The 17,113-nt window shown below is 33.0% G+C and carries 17 protein-coding genes; 7 read left to right on the top strand and 10 right to left on the bottom strand.

What is annotated here, in order from left to right:
* Position 1: 1 nt before the first annotated feature.
* Positions 2-1,051, bottom strand: coding sequence for a Fic family protein (locus ACP7AT_RS04920; protein WP_426063232.1), 1,050 nt, complete (start codon positions 1,049-1,051; stop codon positions 2-4).
* Positions 1,052-1,132: 81 nt separating this feature from the next.
* Positions 1,133-1,585 carry an SsrA-binding protein SmpB gene (smpB, locus tag ACP7AT_RS04915; protein WP_091204586.1) on the bottom strand — a complete coding sequence of 151 codons (453 nt, stop codon included), beginning with the start codon at positions 1,583-1,585 and terminating at the stop codon, positions 1,133-1,135.
* A gap of 145 nt (positions 1,586-1,730) precedes the next feature.
* Between smpB and ACP7AT_RS04910 the strand changes: the two genes are divergently transcribed.
* The gene (locus ACP7AT_RS04910; RefSeq protein ID WP_426063231.1) at positions 1,731-2,414 is read left to right on the top strand and encodes an OmpW/AlkL family protein; all 684 of its coding nucleotides are present in this window, start codon (positions 1,731-1,733) and stop codon (positions 2,412-2,414) included.
* Between the two features lie 88 nt (positions 2,415-2,502).
* Here ACP7AT_RS04910 and ACP7AT_RS04905 read toward each other — a convergent pair whose 3' ends face one another.
* Positions 2,503-2,988: a phosphoglycerate mutase family protein gene (locus tag ACP7AT_RS04905; RefSeq protein WP_426063230.1), complete on the bottom strand. Its 486-nt coding sequence runs from the start codon at positions 2,986-2,988 to the stop codon at positions 2,503-2,505.
* A gap of 49 nt (positions 2,989-3,037) precedes the next feature.
* Between ACP7AT_RS04905 and ACP7AT_RS04900 the strand changes: the two genes are divergently transcribed.
* Complete coding sequence (locus ACP7AT_RS04900) at positions 3,038-3,268, top strand: VF530 family DNA-binding protein (RefSeq protein WP_426063229.1); 231 nt, start codon at positions 3,038-3,040, stop codon at positions 3,266-3,268.
* A gap of 7 nt (positions 3,269-3,275) precedes the next feature.
* On the opposite strand, the gene ACP7AT_RS04895 is transcribed toward ACP7AT_RS04900, so the two are convergent.
* The 3 genes from ACP7AT_RS04895 to ACP7AT_RS04885 all read right to left on the bottom strand — a co-directional run bounded on the left by ACP7AT_RS04895 (position 3,276) and on the right by ACP7AT_RS04885 (position 5,372).
* On the bottom strand, positions 3,276-3,824 hold the full coding sequence (locus tag ACP7AT_RS04895; protein ID WP_426063228.1) for a DUF3575 domain-containing protein: 549 nt from the start codon (positions 3,822-3,824) through the stop codon (positions 3,276-3,278).
* A gap of 132 nt (positions 3,825-3,956) precedes the next feature.
* Positions 3,957-4,505 (bottom strand): GNAT family N-acetyltransferase, encoded by a 549-nt coding sequence (locus ACP7AT_RS04890; RefSeq protein WP_426063227.1) that lies wholly within the window; start codon positions 4,503-4,505, stop codon positions 3,957-3,959.
* Positions 4,506-4,520: 15 nt separating this feature from the next.
* Positions 4,521-5,372: an aldose 1-epimerase family protein gene (locus ACP7AT_RS04885; protein ID WP_426063226.1), complete on the bottom strand. Its 852-nt coding sequence runs from the start codon at positions 5,370-5,372 to the stop codon at positions 4,521-4,523.
* A 171-nt stretch (positions 5,373-5,543) separates the two neighbouring features.
* On the opposite strand from ACP7AT_RS04885, the gene ACP7AT_RS04880 reads away from it, so the two are divergent.
* Positions 5,544-7,811, top strand: coding sequence for a M1 family metallopeptidase (locus ACP7AT_RS04880; protein ID WP_426063225.1), 2,268 nt, complete (start codon positions 5,544-5,546; stop codon positions 7,809-7,811).
* Between the two features lie 77 nt (positions 7,812-7,888).
* Here ACP7AT_RS04880 and ACP7AT_RS04875 read toward each other — a convergent pair whose 3' ends face one another.
* Complete coding sequence (locus tag ACP7AT_RS04875) at positions 7,889-8,929, bottom strand: agmatine deiminase family protein (protein WP_426063224.1); 1,041 nt, start codon at positions 8,927-8,929, stop codon at positions 7,889-7,891.
* Between the two features lie 185 nt (positions 8,930-9,114).
* Here ACP7AT_RS04875 and ACP7AT_RS04870 point away from each other — a divergent pair, with 185 nt between their 5' ends.
* A complete protein-coding gene (locus tag ACP7AT_RS04870; protein WP_426063223.1) occupies positions 9,115-10,641 on the top strand; it encodes a choice-of-anchor I family protein in 1,527 nt (508 codons plus the stop codon).
* Between the two features lie 80 nt (positions 10,642-10,721).
* Here ACP7AT_RS04870 and ACP7AT_RS04865 read toward each other — a convergent pair whose 3' ends face one another.
* Both ACP7AT_RS04865 and ACP7AT_RS04860 read right to left on the bottom strand, forming a co-directional pair.
* Positions 10,722-11,609 carry a carbon-nitrogen hydrolase gene (locus ACP7AT_RS04865; protein WP_426063222.1) on the bottom strand — a complete coding sequence of 296 codons (888 nt, stop codon included), beginning with the start codon at positions 11,607-11,609 and terminating at the stop codon, positions 10,722-10,724.
* Between the two features lie 1,206 nt (positions 11,610-12,815).
* Positions 12,816-13,325 (bottom strand): GNAT family N-acetyltransferase, encoded by a 510-nt coding sequence (locus tag ACP7AT_RS04860; protein WP_426063221.1) that lies wholly within the window; start codon positions 13,323-13,325, stop codon positions 12,816-12,818.
* Between the two features lie 223 nt (positions 13,326-13,548).
* Between ACP7AT_RS04860 and ACP7AT_RS04855 the strand changes: the two genes are divergently transcribed.
* Positions 13,549-14,088, top strand: a complete 540-nt coding sequence (locus ACP7AT_RS04855; RefSeq protein ID WP_426063220.1) for a YSC84-related protein — start codon at positions 13,549-13,551, stop codon at positions 14,086-14,088.
* Between the two features lie 58 nt (positions 14,089-14,146).
* On the opposite strand, the gene ACP7AT_RS04850 is transcribed toward ACP7AT_RS04855, so the two are convergent.
* Positions 14,147-14,632, bottom strand: a complete 486-nt coding sequence (locus ACP7AT_RS04850; RefSeq protein WP_426063219.1) for a hypothetical protein — start codon at positions 14,630-14,632, stop codon at positions 14,147-14,149.
* A gap of 274 nt (positions 14,633-14,906) precedes the next feature.
* On the opposite strand from ACP7AT_RS04850, the gene ACP7AT_RS04845 reads away from it, so the two are divergent.
* Both ACP7AT_RS04845 and ACP7AT_RS04840 read left to right on the top strand, forming a co-directional pair.
* A complete protein-coding gene (locus ACP7AT_RS04845; RefSeq protein WP_426063218.1) occupies positions 14,907-16,241 on the top strand; it encodes an AAA family ATPase in 1,335 nt (444 codons plus the stop codon).
* Entirely contained in the window at positions 16,228-16,755 is a 528-nt protein-coding gene (locus ACP7AT_RS04840; RefSeq protein ID WP_426063217.1) for a hypothetical protein, read from the top strand. Before ACP7AT_RS04845 ends, ACP7AT_RS04840 begins: the two co-directional genes overlap by 14 nt.
* The last annotated feature ends 358 nt before the right edge of the window (positions 16,756-17,113 follow it).

Raw genomic sequence — 17,113 nt, 5'->3', positions numbered from 1 at the left:
TTTACTGACCGATAATATTTAAATACCGTTCTAAGCTTTCTTTTTCCATTTGAGCGATAAACAATAAAAAATCTTCTTTATTGTTTTTAGTTTGAGCCGTTTCTAATGTCTGATAATATTGCGTTCTACTATCATAATCACCTTTTATATTAGCGATAATATAGCCATGTTGTAACAATACCAAGTTCATAACCAAGCGGGAAGTTCTGCCATTTCCATCAATAAATGAATGGATAGTGACTAATCGTTCGTGAATTTCGCCAGCCAAAACTAGAGGATGAAGGATTAATTTATTGGTTTCATACCAAATAAAAAAGTTTTCCATTTCTTTGGCATTCAGAAAAGGTTGTGACGGCACATGACTGCTTCCTTGAGTCATCACCTGAACCTTCCTGCAGCGACCCGCATCTTCCAAATGAATTCCCCTCAAAATAAGATTATGAATAGACAGCATTTCGCGTTCATTTATGGAAGTATTTCTTTGCATCAAATCTTTGATGTATGCAATTGCTTCATGATGATTAATTACTTCAAGATGTTCTCGCATGCTTTTTCCGGAAATAGTTAAACCTTCATTGATAACCAAATCAGTTTCTCGAAGCGTCATCGTGTTTCCCTCGATACGGTTACTTTCAAAAGTATATTCCAGCTCTAAAGCTTGTGCAATGCGATAACTGTCAAATTGACGAAACCCATCTAGTTTTGTCTTCAAAGCATCTACTTCGTCTAATACTTTCTGCAGTGTATTAGATAATTTTTTCTTTGCGGGTTTACTTTGATATCTAATCTCTTTTTCAGCCACGAGCAATGCTTTTAAAGCAAACTCGTCATGACCAATTTCATAAATAATTTTTTCTTTAAGCCATGTGACCATTATGGTTTCTAAATCGATTTCCAATAATGATGCTAGTTTTACAACCTGTTCTCTTGTTGGTTTTCTGGTCCCGCTTTCAAATTTACTTATTAAGGCTTGATCAATTCCTAAAAGTTGCGCCACCTCTCTGGTTTTAATCCCTTTCAGTTCTCTTGCATTTTTAAGTAATGTTTTCATTTTAAAGTAAATGTTTTAAATTGTCTTGACAAATTAAGTCATTTTTTAAAGCTAAAAAAACCATTTCAATTTTCTTTTAATTTAAAATGATTTTTTGATTCGGTCTAGATCGCGTTTGGTATCCTGTTCTTTAAGAGATTCGCGCTTGTCATAAGTTTTTTTACCTTTACAAAGCCCTATTTGTAGTTTAGCCAATCCTTTTTCATTAGTAAACAATTTCAAAGGAACTATTGTTAATCCTTTGGCTTGAACACTTTTTAACAAACCTTTTAATTCCTTTTTCTTTAAAAGTAATTTCCGTTCGCTTCTGGCTTTGTGGTTGAATTGATTTCCAAAAGTGTATTCTTCGATATATGTGTTTATGGCAAAAAGTTCATTATTGCTAAATTCACAAAAACTCTCTGTTATGTTTGCTTTTCCTAGTCGAATGGATTTGATTTCGGTACCAGCCAAAACAATTCCAGCATTAAATGTTTCGATAATTTCATAGTCGAATCTGGCTCTCTTATTGAATATATTTATTGTTTTTAGCATAGACTGCAAATGTATAATAAAATTGAAAATTTATTTAGTACTAAGCCCTAAAATAAGTGTAAATAATTTTCAAACTATGATTTATATCAGTTAAAAATGAAAGGCTCAAACATACATTTGTTTAACAATTTAAACTAAAGTTAAAATGAAAAAAATTATCTTAGCCTTTATGGCGGTGTCTTTTTTGACATTAAATGCACAAGCCCAAGAACAAAATAATACTCAGGATTTTAAAAAATGGCAGGCTCGAATCAGGGGAATTGCGGTTATACCATATGAAAGCGCCAAAATCGGAATTATTGGAGGTGATGTCTCTCTTTCAAACACATTTGTTCCGGAACTGGACTTTACTTATTTTTTCACAAAGCATTTTGCAGCCGAGTTAATTTTGGGAACTACCAAGCACGATGTCAATACTGTCGGCTCCGATATTTCTGCTATTGGAGGACCAACTAATGTCAACATAGATTTAGGAAATGTTTGGTTATTGCCTCCAACATTAACATTGCAATACCATTTTACACCTTTTGAAGAAAAAGTATTTAAACCTTATGTTGGTGCTGGTGTCAACTATACTATTTTTTACAATGTAGAGGATGGAAATACAATTAAAAATGTTAGTTATAAAAACAATGTCGCTTATGCTTTCCAAGTTGGTTTTGATTTAATGTTGAACGACACTTTTTTTATCAATGTTGATGCTAAAAAATTATTTCTAAAAACCGACGTAACTGTTGATGCTTCAAATTTAGCAACAGGACTCAGTATTCCTGCTGAAGTAACTATAAATCCATTGATTTTAGGAATGGGATTAGGAATGAAATTTTAAAAAAACTGTCGGAATTAACGATTATACAAAAAGTCACTATCATTCGACAGTGACTTTTTTTTATTTTTACTTCATCTTCAGCAGTATTTTATTCTAATTTCAATAATTGATAAGAAATTATATTATCAACTACGGTTACCATATAAAGATTCCCAAAAGTTCCATCCTCGATATCTGCATATATTTTTTGATTAATCATCTGATAGACAAATTTAGGTGTGGTATTGCTATGTCCTACGATTAAAACTTTTTTTCCTAAAGTTTCTTTTTTGAATGATTCAATGTTTAGGGTTTTAGGATTATACAATTTTATTTGAATCTTTTTTGCTGTAGCGGTAGGACTTGCGGTTTGTATAGTTCTTTTATAATCAGTCGAATAGATTTCGTCAAAATCAACCTCAGAGAATATTTTGTTCCAAAGTTCCGCTCTTTTCAACCCTTTTTCAGATAGATCAGGATTTTGAGAATTATCGACTTTTTCAGCATGTCGAATGAAGTAGTAAGTAGTTGTGCTTTGTTGTCCAAAACTGATATTAAAAAATAATAGTGCAAGTATAAATAGAATTTTTTTCATTTGAATGAATTTAAAAAATTAGTATTTCACGATTTTATATATTTGCTAAATGGAAAATTTAAAATCGAAAGATCCGCTTCACGGAATCACACTTCAAACGATAGTTGAACAATTAGTAGCTCATTATGGATTTGATACTTTGGGAGAACTGATTAAAATAAAATGTTTTACGGACAATGCCAGTGTAAAATCCACTCTAACTTTTTTACGAAAAACCGATTGGGCAAGAAAACAAGTGGAAGATTTATACTTAAAATCAGTCAGTAAATTTACAAAATAAATGGTGATTATAATTTGTAAGAAACCATTACGCCACCTCTATATGGGAACCATTCGCCGCTTTTGTTATATTTCTTTGCTTTGTCGTATCGTTCTCCGGTAGTTAAATCATAACCTTTGTAAAATCCTTGATGCCAGCCGCCACCTAAGAAACAGTCTAACATGAATTTATCATTGATTTTAACCTGGTAACCGATGGTTGCGCCTATAAAATAACCCACTCCTTTTTCATACAAATTAGTATTTAAATAATTCCATTTTTGAAAATTAAAGATACTCGCGCCAATGTGCGCGCCTGCATAAAATCCATTGTATTTTTCTTGAAAATGATATCTGTATTCGGGTGTGAAAGTATAAAATTCTCTGGGTTTGCCGTTTATTGATTTCCAAAAAGAGGCAAGAGCATCAAAGTGTAATGTCGATTTTTTTCCGATACTGGTTTCAATACCCACGTTTGGAATTGTCAACAATGTAGTAAAAGCATTAACTTTTACATACGTTTGCGCTTGCAGTAAGATTGAGAAGAGCAGGAAAAAAACAATAAATAATTTTTTCATAAAAAGAGTTTTTAACACTTAAAACCAATTAAATACGAATTCTGAGTATTACAAATGTAGTATTAATAATTCAAATTTTCTTGTTGAAATTAATTAAACGCCCTAAATTATTTTAGTCATACAACACAAGTACTATCTATTCCACGTAGAATAAATTACTGTATCCAAAAATCGCCCTTCATAAAATTTATTTTCTTTTAAATGCGCTTCCTTAATAAAACCGTTTTTTTCTAAAACTTTTGCAGAAGCTTGATTATCAGGGTCAATTACAGCCTCTAACGAATGCAATTTCATAACAGTAAATCCATAGTTTACGGCTTCTTTTACTGCTTCAGAAACAATTCCTTTTCCATGAAATTCAGGCAATAACATGTACCCAATCTCGGCGCGATAATTTTCCGATTTTATTCTGTGGTGTCCAATAATTCCAACAAGTTTGGGGTTACCTTTCAGCGTAATAGCCCAATTAATACCTTCATTACTATCTATTTTACTGTCAATCATAGCAATGTGTTCCAAGGCATCTTCATCCGTTTTTACTAAAGGTCTTGGAATATATTTCATGGTTTCGGGATTAGATCGCAATGCAAAAATCTCCTTTATATCATTAGAATCTACTCTTCTTAAAAGTAAGCGTTCGGTTTCTAAATTTGGAAATGGACTGAAGTTTATAGTTAACATATTTACTTTTTTTGATTAAAGGATTTCGATACTAAATTTTGAATGGAAAGTTGCATTTGATTCTAAAATTTGTATGCCTTCCTTTTCAAATAGATTTCCGGAATTTTCAGTGGTATCCGCATAACCAAACCAAGGTTCAACACAAATAAAAGGAGCATTTTTTTTGGTCCAAATTCCTAAACTCGGAAAATCCTCAAAATGTACTCTTAAAATTGGATTTTCATTTTCTAAAATCGTCAGCGATTTGGATTTGATTGTTTTAAAAATTAATGCGTCGTCTTCAAATAATTCATAATTCAGAGGAATCTTTTTATCGTGAACTTCTAATTTCTTGGTTTTATTTGAAATTAAATCATTCTCCAAAAGATAATATTCCAAAGATTCTTCTTTTTCAAAAACAATAACATAATTTTCAAATTGATTTGGCAAAGTAAAAGCAGGATGTGCTCCAATGGAAAACGGCATCGCAGTTTTTCCTTTATTTGTTACTTTATAGATTATAAATAAATTATTTTCTCGTAATGTGTAAATGATTTGTAATTCAAATTCAAAAGGATACACTTTTACTGTTTCTGCAGAGGATTGTAGGGAGAAAGTAGCGCTATTTTCGGTTGCATCAATTAATTCAAACTCCATGTCTCTGGCAAAACCGTGTCGCGATAAATGATATTCTATTTCATTATGATGAAAGGAATTATTTTTTAATGTACCAACAATTGGAAACAAAACAGGAGAGTGCTTGCCCCAAAATTCTGGATTTCCTTCCCAAATATATTGTTTATTCAGATTTGTTTTTAAGGAAATTAATTCGGCACCAAAATGTTTGATTTCAGCCGTGAGAATTGAATTTTTTATTATGGTTGTCAAAATTGTTCGTCTTTGATTTAAAAATTGATTTTCTATGGTAAATGTATTTTATAATTTTTAATTCTAATTCAATTTAAGGTTGATTTTATATATTTAAAATGGAATCATTTCTTTCCAAATAGCTTAAAATTCTCTTTTTTTTCCTTAATTTGTGATATAAAATACAAGAATATGAAAAACATTCGTTTCGGAGTCATATTACATTTGACTTTATTATTGGGAGTTACGTCCATTTGGGCGCAACAAACTCCAGCAAGTACAATTGGTAGCGCTGTTTCTAAGTACGATTACCATGATGCTTTTGCTCCGTTTTTTTACTCCAATAATGGAACAAGTACACGATCTGCAAGTGGCCAGCCCGGAGCTGAATACTGGCAAAATAGTGCCGATTATAAATTAACGGCAAAACTGGACGAAAAAAGCAATGAAATTTCCGGAACAGGAATTATAACCTACACAAATAATAGTCCGGATAAAATGGCTTTTGTTTGGATGAACTTAGACCAAAATTTATTCAAAGCTGATTCTCGTGGAAATGCAGTTGTACCTATGACAGGAAGCCGAAATGGGGCTCAAGGCCAAATTTTTGATGGCGGTCATAAAATAAAATCGGTGAAAGTAATAACTACTTTAAAAGGAGTTTCTACTGAAAAAGAAGCTAAGTACGTCATTACGGATACTAGAATGCAGGTTTTTCTTCCGCAAGGATTAAATGCTAAAGGAGGTTCTGTTAAAATCAAAATCGACTTTTCCTTTATCGCGCCTTTTGAAGGCTCGGATAGAATGGGAATTTTGGAAACTAAAAACGGTAAGATTTTCACCATCGCGCAATGGTATCCACGCATGTGTGTGTATGATGATGTGCGTGGTTGGAATACGAATCCGTATTTGGGAGCTTCGGAATTTTATTTAGAATATGGTGATTTTGATGTCAGTATTACAGCGCCATCAAATCATATTGTGGTTGCTTCCGGTGAATTGTTAAATCCTACAGCAGTTTATTCTACTGTGGAGCAAAGCAGATTAGCACAAGCGAAACAAAGTGATAAAACAGTTTTTATCCGTACTGCGGCAGAAGTTGAAAATTCATCTAAAATGGTTTCAGCAACTACTAAAACATGGAATTATAAAATTAAAAATGCTCGAGATTTTTCTTGGTCTTCGTCCGCGGCATTTATTTTAGACGCGGCAAAGATAAATTTGCCAAGTGGTAAAAAATCATTGGCAATCTCAGCTTATCCTATCGAAAGTGCTGGTGAAGCAGCATGGGGACGTTCAACAGAATATACGAAAGCTACCATAGAGAATTATTCTAAAAGATGGTTGGAATATCCATATCCTGCAGCTACCAACGTTGCCGGTAATGAAGGCGGAATGGAATATCCAGGAATTGTTTTTTGTAGTTGGGAGTCAAAAGGAGCTGATTTATGGGGTGTTACAGATCATGAATTTGGACACATTTGGTTTCCTATGATTGTTGGGTCAAATGAAAGAATGTTTGCTTGGATGGATGAAGGGTTCAATACTTTTATTAATTCATTGAGCTCCAGAGATTTTAATAATGGCGAATATAAAGACAAGCCCGCCGATATGCATCAAAGAGCTGAAGCATATACAAGTCCGAATCTTGAAACCATAATGAGTTCTCCGGATAATATGAAAGAAAGCAATATTGGTCTTTTAGCTTATTCAAAACCAAGTTCGGGATTAGTGATTTTGCGAGAACAAGTATTGGGACCGGAACGTTTTGATTTAGCATTGAAAACTTATGTAGAGCGCTGGGCATACAAACATCCGCAACCAGACGATTTTTTCAGAACAATTGAAAATGTTGCAGGAGAAGATTTAAGTTGGTTTTGGAGAGGTTGGTTCCAATACAATTGGCGTTTAGACCAAGGAATAAATTCGATAAAATATGTAAAAAACGATCCTAAGAAAGGCGTTATAATTTCGATAGAAAATTTTGAAAAAATGGCAATGCCGGTAAGTTTAGACGTGAAATCGAAAAGCGGAAAAATAACTCGTGTAAAATTACCGGTTGAAGTGTGGCAAAAAAACAAAGCGTGGTCATTCAAACATAATTCGACGGAGGAAATTGAGAGTATCACGCTAGATCCGGATCATGTTTTACCAGACAGTAATGAAGGAAATAACATTTGGACAGCAGCTACAGGTTTGATTGAAAAAGATGTAATTCTGGATGGTTATTTAGGAACATATTCTACTAAAATGGCACCTTTAAAAATTACTTTTTCAGAAAAAAATGGTGCGTTAAATGTTTTGATACCGAATTATCCAAGTTTCACAGTGGAACCTACAGGGAAAAATAGTTTCGAATCGAAGCAAGCGGGACTTAAATTTCAATTTGATGACAATCTGAACGGATTTGATATGACTGTTCCCGAAGGACAAAAAATACCGTTTACCAGAGACAAATAGTATTTTGGTTTGTTAAAAATAAAAAAGACTTGTAGCAATTAGATCTACAAGTCTTTTTTATTTTCTTTATTTTAAATCTATTCCGGAATTTGCTGACTCAAGCAGTGCAACGTTCCAAAACCCCATATAAAATCAGTTGCACTAATTCCGATGATTTCTCTATCAGGAAAACATTCTGAAAGGATATTCAGCGCTTTTCGGTCATTACTATCGTTAAAAGTAGGAACCAGAACACAATTGTTCAAAATCAGGAAATTAGCATAACTGGCGGGCAATCTTAATCCGTCAAATTCCAAACGTTTTGGCATTGGTAAAACCACAATTACGGGCGGTTTTCCATTTTCCAGTTTGGCGTTTTGCAATCGTTTTAAGTTTTCTTGTAACGGTTTGTAGTTCTTATCGGTTGGATCTGTTTCTACAATGGTAACAATCGTATCCTCGTTGACAAATCGGCATAAATCATCAATATGTCCGTGCGTATCATCGCCTTCAATTCCGTCGCCCAGCCAAATCACATTTGTAATTCCAAGGTATTCTTTGAAAACGGCTTCGTAATCGGCTTTGGTGAAATCTGGATTCCGAACCTGAATATCGGGGTGCATTAAGCATTCTTCTGAAGTCAGTAAAGTACCGCGTCCATTAGTGTCAATCGCACCACCTTCAACAATTACCGGTTTTCCTTTGTACATCACTTGAGTCACAGGAATATGGAGAAATTCGCCCACTTTCGCAGGAACAAATTTGTCCAGCTGAATGTTTTTATACTTAGCCCAGCCATTGAAATTAAAGTTTAAAGCTTCTCTCTCAGTTCCTTTTTTTACAATAATTGGACCCGAATCACGCATCCAACTTCTATTTGTTTTATGAATGATGTACGAAACATTTGTTACTTCAACATGAGCTGTTTCCAGCATCGTATTGACTTTTTCTTTTTGGTTTTCATCCGCAACTACCAAAAACACTTGTTCGAAAGTAGCCACTTTTTTAATGAATTCTACAAAAGCCCATTGAACCGCTTCATATTTTCCTGGCCAATCCTTGCCGTTGTGCGGAAAACAAAGTAAAATTCCTTGTTGTTTTTCCCATTCAGCAGGGAATCTTCTGTTATTTGTCGTCATACAGCGTTTCTAATTATAAAGACTGCAAATATAAGCATTAAGCAGGATTTTAAAAAAGTTAGCAACCATTCATTTAGGAGCATTTCATAAATTTATAAGAATAGTTTTGGTAATGATTATATAATATTGAGTTAATTCTTGTCCGGTTTCAGCTCGTTATTTTTGAAAAAATTAAAAATACAATTATGAGAAAACATGGTATTACTTTTCTAGCGGCAATGATGATATTGTCAAGTTGCGAAAATGACGCTAATAAAGAGGAATCTCCTGCGCTCGTTGTAAATGAAAATACAGCTAGTTTCAAAGAGATTGGTTCTATTACTATTGGAGGATCAGGAGCCGCTGAAATAAGCGCTTATGATGATGTGTCTAAAAAATTGTTTGTAGTTAATAACAGTAATACAAATAGAATTGACGTTATTGATTTGTCTAATCCAGCAATTCCTGTTTTTGTTACAAGTATCGATTTGACACCTTTTAATGGAACTTCAAATAGTGTCGCAACGTATAATGGAAAGTTAGCAGTTGCGTTAGAATCTAAACCCAATAAGCAAAATATCGGAAAAGTAATCGTTTTTGATACAACTAATTACAGTGTTATTAAAGAAATTATGGTTGGTGCTTTGCCGGATATGATTGTTTTTTCTCCTGACGGGAATTATATCATGACTGCTAATGAAGGAGAACCAAATGATACATATTCTATAGATCCTGACGGCTCTGTTTCCATTATTGCGGTAAATAATAATTATGCTGTAACGACTTTAAATTTCGAAAGTATGAGCAACCAATTGGGTGTTCTGAAAACAAAAGGATTCAGAGTTGCAAGCCCAACAAATAATTTTACCGCTGATATTGAACCAGAGTACGTAACGATTTCTTCTGATTCTAAAACGGCTTGGGTAACCTTACAAGAAAATAACGGGGTGGCAAAAATTGATTTAGCATCTAAAAAAATAACTAATATTTTTCCATTAGGCTTTAAAGATTTCAATCTATCTGGAAATGCTGTAGATATTAGCGATAAAGATGGTGGTTTCTTTGCAAATACTTGGAAAGTTAAAGGCATGTTTCAACCGGATGCTATTAGTAATTTTGAAATCAATAAAATCCCTTATTTTGTCACTGCAAATGAAGGAGATGCAAGAGAATATTCGGCTTTTGTAGATGTAAAAAGAATCAGCAGTTCTTCTGTTATTCTGGATCCAATACTATTTCCAAATGCTGCGGCATTAAAATTGGAGACAAGTATGGGAAGGTTGAATATCAATACCAAAATGGGTGATATCGATGAAGATGGTGATTTTGATGAATTAGTGTCTTTTGGGGCCCGATCTTTTTCTATTTGGAATGGAAATACAGGAGAAATAGTATTTGACAGTAAAAACGAATTAGATAAAAAAGCCCAAGAATTAGGGATTTACGATGACAATCGAAGTGATGATAAATCGGTAGAGCCAGAATCCGTTGTTGTGACTAAAATGGGCGATAAAATAATACTTTTTGTTGGATTAGAGCGCGTAGATGCTGTTATGGTGTATGATGTCACCAATCCTGCCGCGCCAAAATTTTTGCAAACTTTTAAAACCGGAGATGCTCCAGAAGGATTGCTTTTTATTCCAGCTTCGAAAAGCCCAACCAAAAGAAGTTTAGTGGTGGTGAGTAGTGAAGGGGACGGTGTAGTTAAAATATTTCAACCTGATTTGAATTAGATTTAAAAGTTTATTTTTAAATATGAATCCCTGCTAAAAATAATTTCTTAGCAGGGATTCTTTAATTATATAAAGACGATTTAGTCAATCGCTCTTTTTGTAATATCACCAAAAGCGTCTATTCTTCTGTCTCTAAAAAAGGGCCAGTTCTGACGCACGTTTTCTTGTAAGTCTAAATTTACTTCGGCAATAAGAATTTCTTCTTTATCGTGTGAGGCTTGCGCCAAAATTTCGCCTTGTGGTCCCGCAATAAACGAAGATCCCCAAAACTGAATTCCCGCCGTATCAGGCAAGTATTGTTCTAAACCAATCCTGTTTGCTGCTGCCACATAAACGCCATTTGCAACGGCGTGACCTTTCATTACACTCATCCAAGCACCATGTTGGTTTACTCCATATTCCTCTTTTTCACCTGGGTGCCAGCCAATTGCTGTAGGGTAAAATAACACTTCTGCCCCTTGTAAAGCAGTTAAGCGAGCGGCTTCCGGATACCATTGATCCCAACAAATCAGCGTTCCAACCTTTCCTTTTTTAGTTGGAATCGTTTTAAAGCCTAAATCACCTGGAGTGAAATAAAATTTCTCATAAAAATGAGGGTCATCTGGAATGTGCATTTTGCGATACAATCCTGCTTCTGTACCGTCTGTGTCAATGATGTACGCACTGTTGTGGTAAATTCCTGCCATTCTTTTTTCGAAGAAGGGAACAATAATAACCACGCCTAATTCTTTTGCCAAAGCGCTAAAAGCAATAAACGAAGTACTGTACAATGGTTCTGCCAAAGCAAAATTATCTACATCTTCGCTTTGACAAAAATAATGACTGCTGTATAATTCCGGTAATGAAATCACCTCGGCACCAAGGTTTGCGGCATCACGAACCCAACTTAAACATTTTATCAGGTTGTTTTCGGCAATATCATTAAGGTTTAATTGAATGACCGCTATTTTGTATTTCTTGTTTGACATGACTAAAATTTTATACTGCAAAAATAGTGAATTTTATAAAGAGTAAAAAATAGGGATTCTGTGTTTTTCAAAAAGTATGTGATTACACAGTTGCTCAGGTGCAAACTAAATTTTTATCGGTTATAATTTCCATTATTGAGTCTATTGCTGTTTATTATCTTACTTTAAAATATCTCCTACTTAATAGAAATAAGTAACTTTAAATCAATCATATAAATTTTTAAATTAATTACATTGGTGTCGATTGTAAGGCTTTACATTTATTTTTTAGAGAAAAAATTTAGGATGTCGCCGCAATCCCTTTATTAAGCTACCCGAAAAAACTTAGATATTTTCATCTCTTAATTAAAGATTTTTAAATTTGTATTTTCTGGAAATAACATTTTCAGTTGCTAAAGACAAGCGGTATTGCCTTGTACAAAGCCCATTTCAATCATGGTTGCAATTTCTTTTTATTTGAAAAAAAACATTTTGAATTCTACTGAAATACCCGATGCTGTGGCAGTAAAAACAATAATTCATTGTTAAACCGGCAACGAAGAATTAACGTTTCCTTCTTCATCACCAAAACTATCTTTAATTTTAAAACTCAAATGCGGCGAAATGGCTGTGTAGCTCATGCGTACCCAATTTTTTTATTTTCAAGTCCTGTAATAATGGATAACCACTGACCGCCAACAAAAAGTGCATCGTTTTTGTTTCAGTTTTCCAAGGTTTTGGTTCTTATCATTTTTCTAACAATTCGCCTTCGGTGCAAGCACGACAAACTTTTTTAAGCGGGGCGCTAAATGTCCTGGAAATTAGAATTGATTTTTCTTTTAAATCTTTTACAACGCGTTTTTTGGGAGTAGTTGCCATTTTATTTTGATTTAAGTCTAATACTTCTAATGGATTGATTCAGAATTTATTACTTTTCATTCGGATTGAAAAATGAACAATAGAGGTTAATTTATTTTACCCAAACAAACATTTGATTCATGTACCAAATGGATTAAGTATTGAAAGCCTTCTTTTTGCTGTAAAGCACTATATCTTAATAGAAAAAATGATGTAGAATGATTTTAGCGTACCGTGGAAACGCAACGAAAAGGTGAACGTTGCGTACCTGCGGCTCAGTAACAAATTTCATATCTAATTGCTGTCGATATTTGGTGCTTAACATCACATTCCAATCCTTCATTCAAATGAAAAATTAATCAGTAAAAATTATCCAATCCTTTTTTTCATAACAATAAATTCCAAAGGTTCTTCCGCAATTGGAATATGAACATCACTTGCCGGGAACGGTTCTCTTACGCCCGTATCCGCATAACCATTACGTTTGTACCAAGCAATCAGTTCCTCCCGAATGGAAATTACAGTCATTACAATTGTTGGCAATCCTAATTCCAAAGCATGAATTTCTGCCTGTTGCAGTAATTTTTTTCCAACACCACTATTTTGTAATTCGGGTGAAACTGTCAGCATTCCTAAATACAATTCCTGCTCTTTTTCGACCAATAAAACACAACCTATAATCTGGTCATTTTCCGTAAATTTTAGAATCGTATTTTTATAGTCTTGAATCATTTCAGTCAGTTCCTCTTCAGTAGTTCTGAGTCCTTCCAAAATATTTGCTTCAGTTGTCCATCCTTTTTTAGAGGATTCCCCGCGGTACGCTGAATTGATTAATTTATTTAATTGCGAAACGTTCTCTAGTGTTGCTTTTGTGATCATCCGTAGTAGTCTTGTGTTTTTGTATTTTTCAAAGGTAAAAAAAAGGTTTACACAATTGCATTAAGCTGTGGATTCTCTTTTTTGCACAAGTTTTTTTACGCTACAATTAATTTGCAAAATATCAACATTAAAATATTGATAATCAATATTTTGTATTTTTAAGTAAAGATTTTTTTTTATCTTTGAGTAAAGAAACGGAGCAAACAATTTAAAAGTTATAATTATGAAAAATCTAAATAGTATTTGGTTAATAATAATGGTTTGTGTTTTAAACACAGCACTATTATTTGGGCAAACGACCACGAAAAAGAATAAAATTATTGTTGACAGCGAGACTGCAAAAACAGAATTTATCAAAAGTGATCCGTTGATGAAAGCACTTTTTGAAAAAGCCTACGGCTATGTTATTTTTCCTAATGTGGGCAAAGGAGGATTTGGTATTGGAGGAGCAGCGGGCAACGGTGTCGTTTATGAACAGAACAAGCGAGTGGGTATGGCCAAGCTGTCGCAAGTGAGCATAGGATTTCAAGCGGGCGGACAAGCGTATCGGGAAGTGATATTTTTTGAGTCCAAAAACGAAATGGACCGTTTTAAAGAAAGCCGATTCGAGTTTTCGGCACAAGCCTCAGCGGTTGCGGCAACTGAAGGCGCTTCCGCAAATGTAAAATACACCAATGGCGTGATGGTCTTCACCATGCAAAAGGGAGGACTCATGTACGAGGCATCAGTTGGCGGACAAAAATTTAAGTTTAATAAAATGTGATAAAAACCAAAACGGCTGAAAAAATTTTCTCAGCCGTTTTAGTTTTTTAGTGAGTAAATCATTTCTTTTTCTTCTCTAATACAATGTACTTTTTGAATACATATTTCCAAGGCATGAAAAATATCGGTATAATAATTCCTGAGAACATATACGCCATTTCTTCGGCTGGTGAACCTTTTAGCGTGCCTACGGACCATAAAGGATATGCGACAACAATAAGCCAAAGTCCTTTGTAGAAAATCATAAAAAGCATAATGGGTAACATTCGCAACGTATGGAATACTCCTAAAAGTGCCAATGTTGAATAAGCAGCCCAAGTACACCAAGCAACAGCTTTTATGGGGTCCCATGCAACTTCATGGGTAAGAATAAACGTCCAGGAATCTGTGGCAACAAAAACAAACATTAACGCGAAAAACAGCCGCATCACATAAATATTGATTCTGCGAACCCCTTCGTAGTTTTCGTAGTCCGGAACAAAAATGTTTTTGATGCTGAACTTTGATGACTTTAGCTGCTGTGGTACTTGCTCTACTGTGTTCATAGTTTTTCTATTAGGTTTTTATTGTAGAACTAAGGTATAAAAAAAGCTACATCCTTTTGAGTCAGTAGCTTATTTTGTTTTTTGTCTTGTTATGTCTCAAAATTGTGCGCACGGAAAATATTTTCACGCAGTCCAAGTGAAAGATATTATGATATCCGAGTGATCGGGTTTAATTTGAGTTTTTTGGTTATTATTGTAATTGGCATAAAGTTAATATTTAAAATGTGAAAATTTATAAAAGGGATTAGTATATTTGTTCAAAAATAAAAACTAAGTGCAAAATATTATTGAAAATAAAATGACTCCAGTACAAATTAGATTACATACAGAGGATTTTAGGTCGATTAATTCGGCCGATATAATTATAAATGGAATTACTGTTGTAGCTGGTGAAAATGGATGTGGTAAAAGTACTTTGTCAAAATTATTATATTATTTATACAAAACTATTTCTAATTATGATGTATTAGTTTCAGGAAAATTGAGTAGCGATTTAAGTAATGTTGCAAGATTTCTAGAAATTGCTCAAATGGAATTGTTTAATAAAAGTTATGATAGACCACAACGTTTAGAGTTTCAAAAAGATTTTAACAATTTAAGAAGAGAAATAATTAGAGTTACACCAGATGAAAAACAATTGCAAGATTGGTTGAAGTTTGTTGACAAAATTGCATTTGCAATTTCGCTTAAAAATCCATTAATGACCGAAGGTAGACATCGATTACGATACATTGCCAAAGATATTATAAAGAATATAAAAATTGATGATGTTGGTGCTGATGATAACCCTTTTGAATTAGTAAAATTACACGTGGATTCTTTATTTAAGGAAACATTTGGATTGATTACTTCAAGGTCTACAAATCTTTTTAAAAACGAATTGCAAAATGTTTTTCATGATAGTAATATTCCTGGAATTTTCGATGTCTTTGAGTTTGGTCAACAAATCGTTGGCTTAAATAAAAATAATTTGTCAATACCATACACAATTCAAAATGTAATTTACATCGATACTCCAATGATGATTGGTGTAGAAACAGATGAGAATGAATATTGGAAAGATTTAAATAAAATTTTGACTAAAAAAAGCCTCAATTCATTTTCTCAATTTTCTGAATTGATTTCCAAAGAAATTATTGATGGTGACGTATCTTTTGACGATAGTATTTTAGCTCTCAATGATTTTTCCTACAAAAGATCTGATGGCTCCGTATTTAATTTATTAGATTGTGCAACTGGAATAAAATCATTTAGTATACTTCAATTATTGTTAAAAAATGGTTCGTTATCTGATAAAACATTACTTATAATTGATGAGCCAGAATCTCATCTTCATCCCCAGTGGATAATCGAATATGCAAGATTGATTGTGTTATTAAATAAAAATATTGGAATTAAATTTTTTATAGCTAGTCATAACCCAGATATGGTTAGTGCAATTAGAATAATTTCTGAGAAAGAAGACACGTTAAGTGATTTAAATTTTTATTTAGCTGAAAAAATTAACAAGTATTCCTATGATTACAGACATTTAGGAATTGAAATAGACCCAATATTTGAATCTTTTAATATTGCACTTGATAGAATGAATTTATATGGGGGTGAATAATATGGAGTATTGTAAAGATTTAACAAAAAACCACCCTACAATTTTTTTGTATCCAGAAAGTATTGAGTGTATAATTTATTTATTAAATAACGAAGGTTGTGATATTGATCCTTCACCATTTTTTGGAAGTGGAGTAGAGGTTATAAATGGTGATAAATTAGAAGGAAGTATTGCTGTTGCAACAGGTAGAGGTTTGCATAGAAAAGCAAAATCTATGGATGTTATTTTTGGTGTTAAAGATAAAAAAACTTCTGCTGAAACTTATCAATTTATTGAATTGAAATTGAATTCAAAAAGTTGTTATTTTTTAGATAAAGATAGTTTTTCAGAAAAAGTTATTGGGTCAACTAATGCATTAGGAAATTTAAGAACAATTAACACAAAATATTATATAGTTTTTAAGGTAAGTAATTTACAAGTAGGTCGACGTTATTTATTTCGTAAACATCCTAGATTAGATAGTAGTTACAACGCAGTCGATATAAATGGATTATTTAATACATTTTTTTTGTAAAAGATATTGTATTGGGTTAATTATCGCCAACTTATTATTTACCTAAATTTGGTTTGATTTGTGTTTCTCATTATTTTTTTTACTCAATTAATCTTAATGATTTTACTTAGAATTTTTTTTTAAGTATAACTAAATTTCATAAAAAAAACCGATAGAAAATCACTTCTCAGTCGGTTTGTGTTTTAGAATAAATCTTTAAATACAATGCGATTAAAGCTTTCAATTTCTTCTCAATCGTAACTTGTAAACTCCCTTTTTTTTAGGCTAAATAGTACTCCTTATTGCCGTTTGGTGCTGTTATTTTTTAGAATTAGTTTAGAATAAATCTAAAAAATAATGGTTTCTTGTGGTGCTTTCT

This window comes from Flavobacterium sp. DSP2-3-1 (assembly GCF_049896865.1).
In the GTDB taxonomy this organism is placed as follows: domain Bacteria; phylum Bacteroidota; class Bacteroidia; order Flavobacteriales; family Flavobacteriaceae; genus Flavobacterium.
This window is presented reverse-complemented; position numbering and strand designations above follow the sequence as displayed.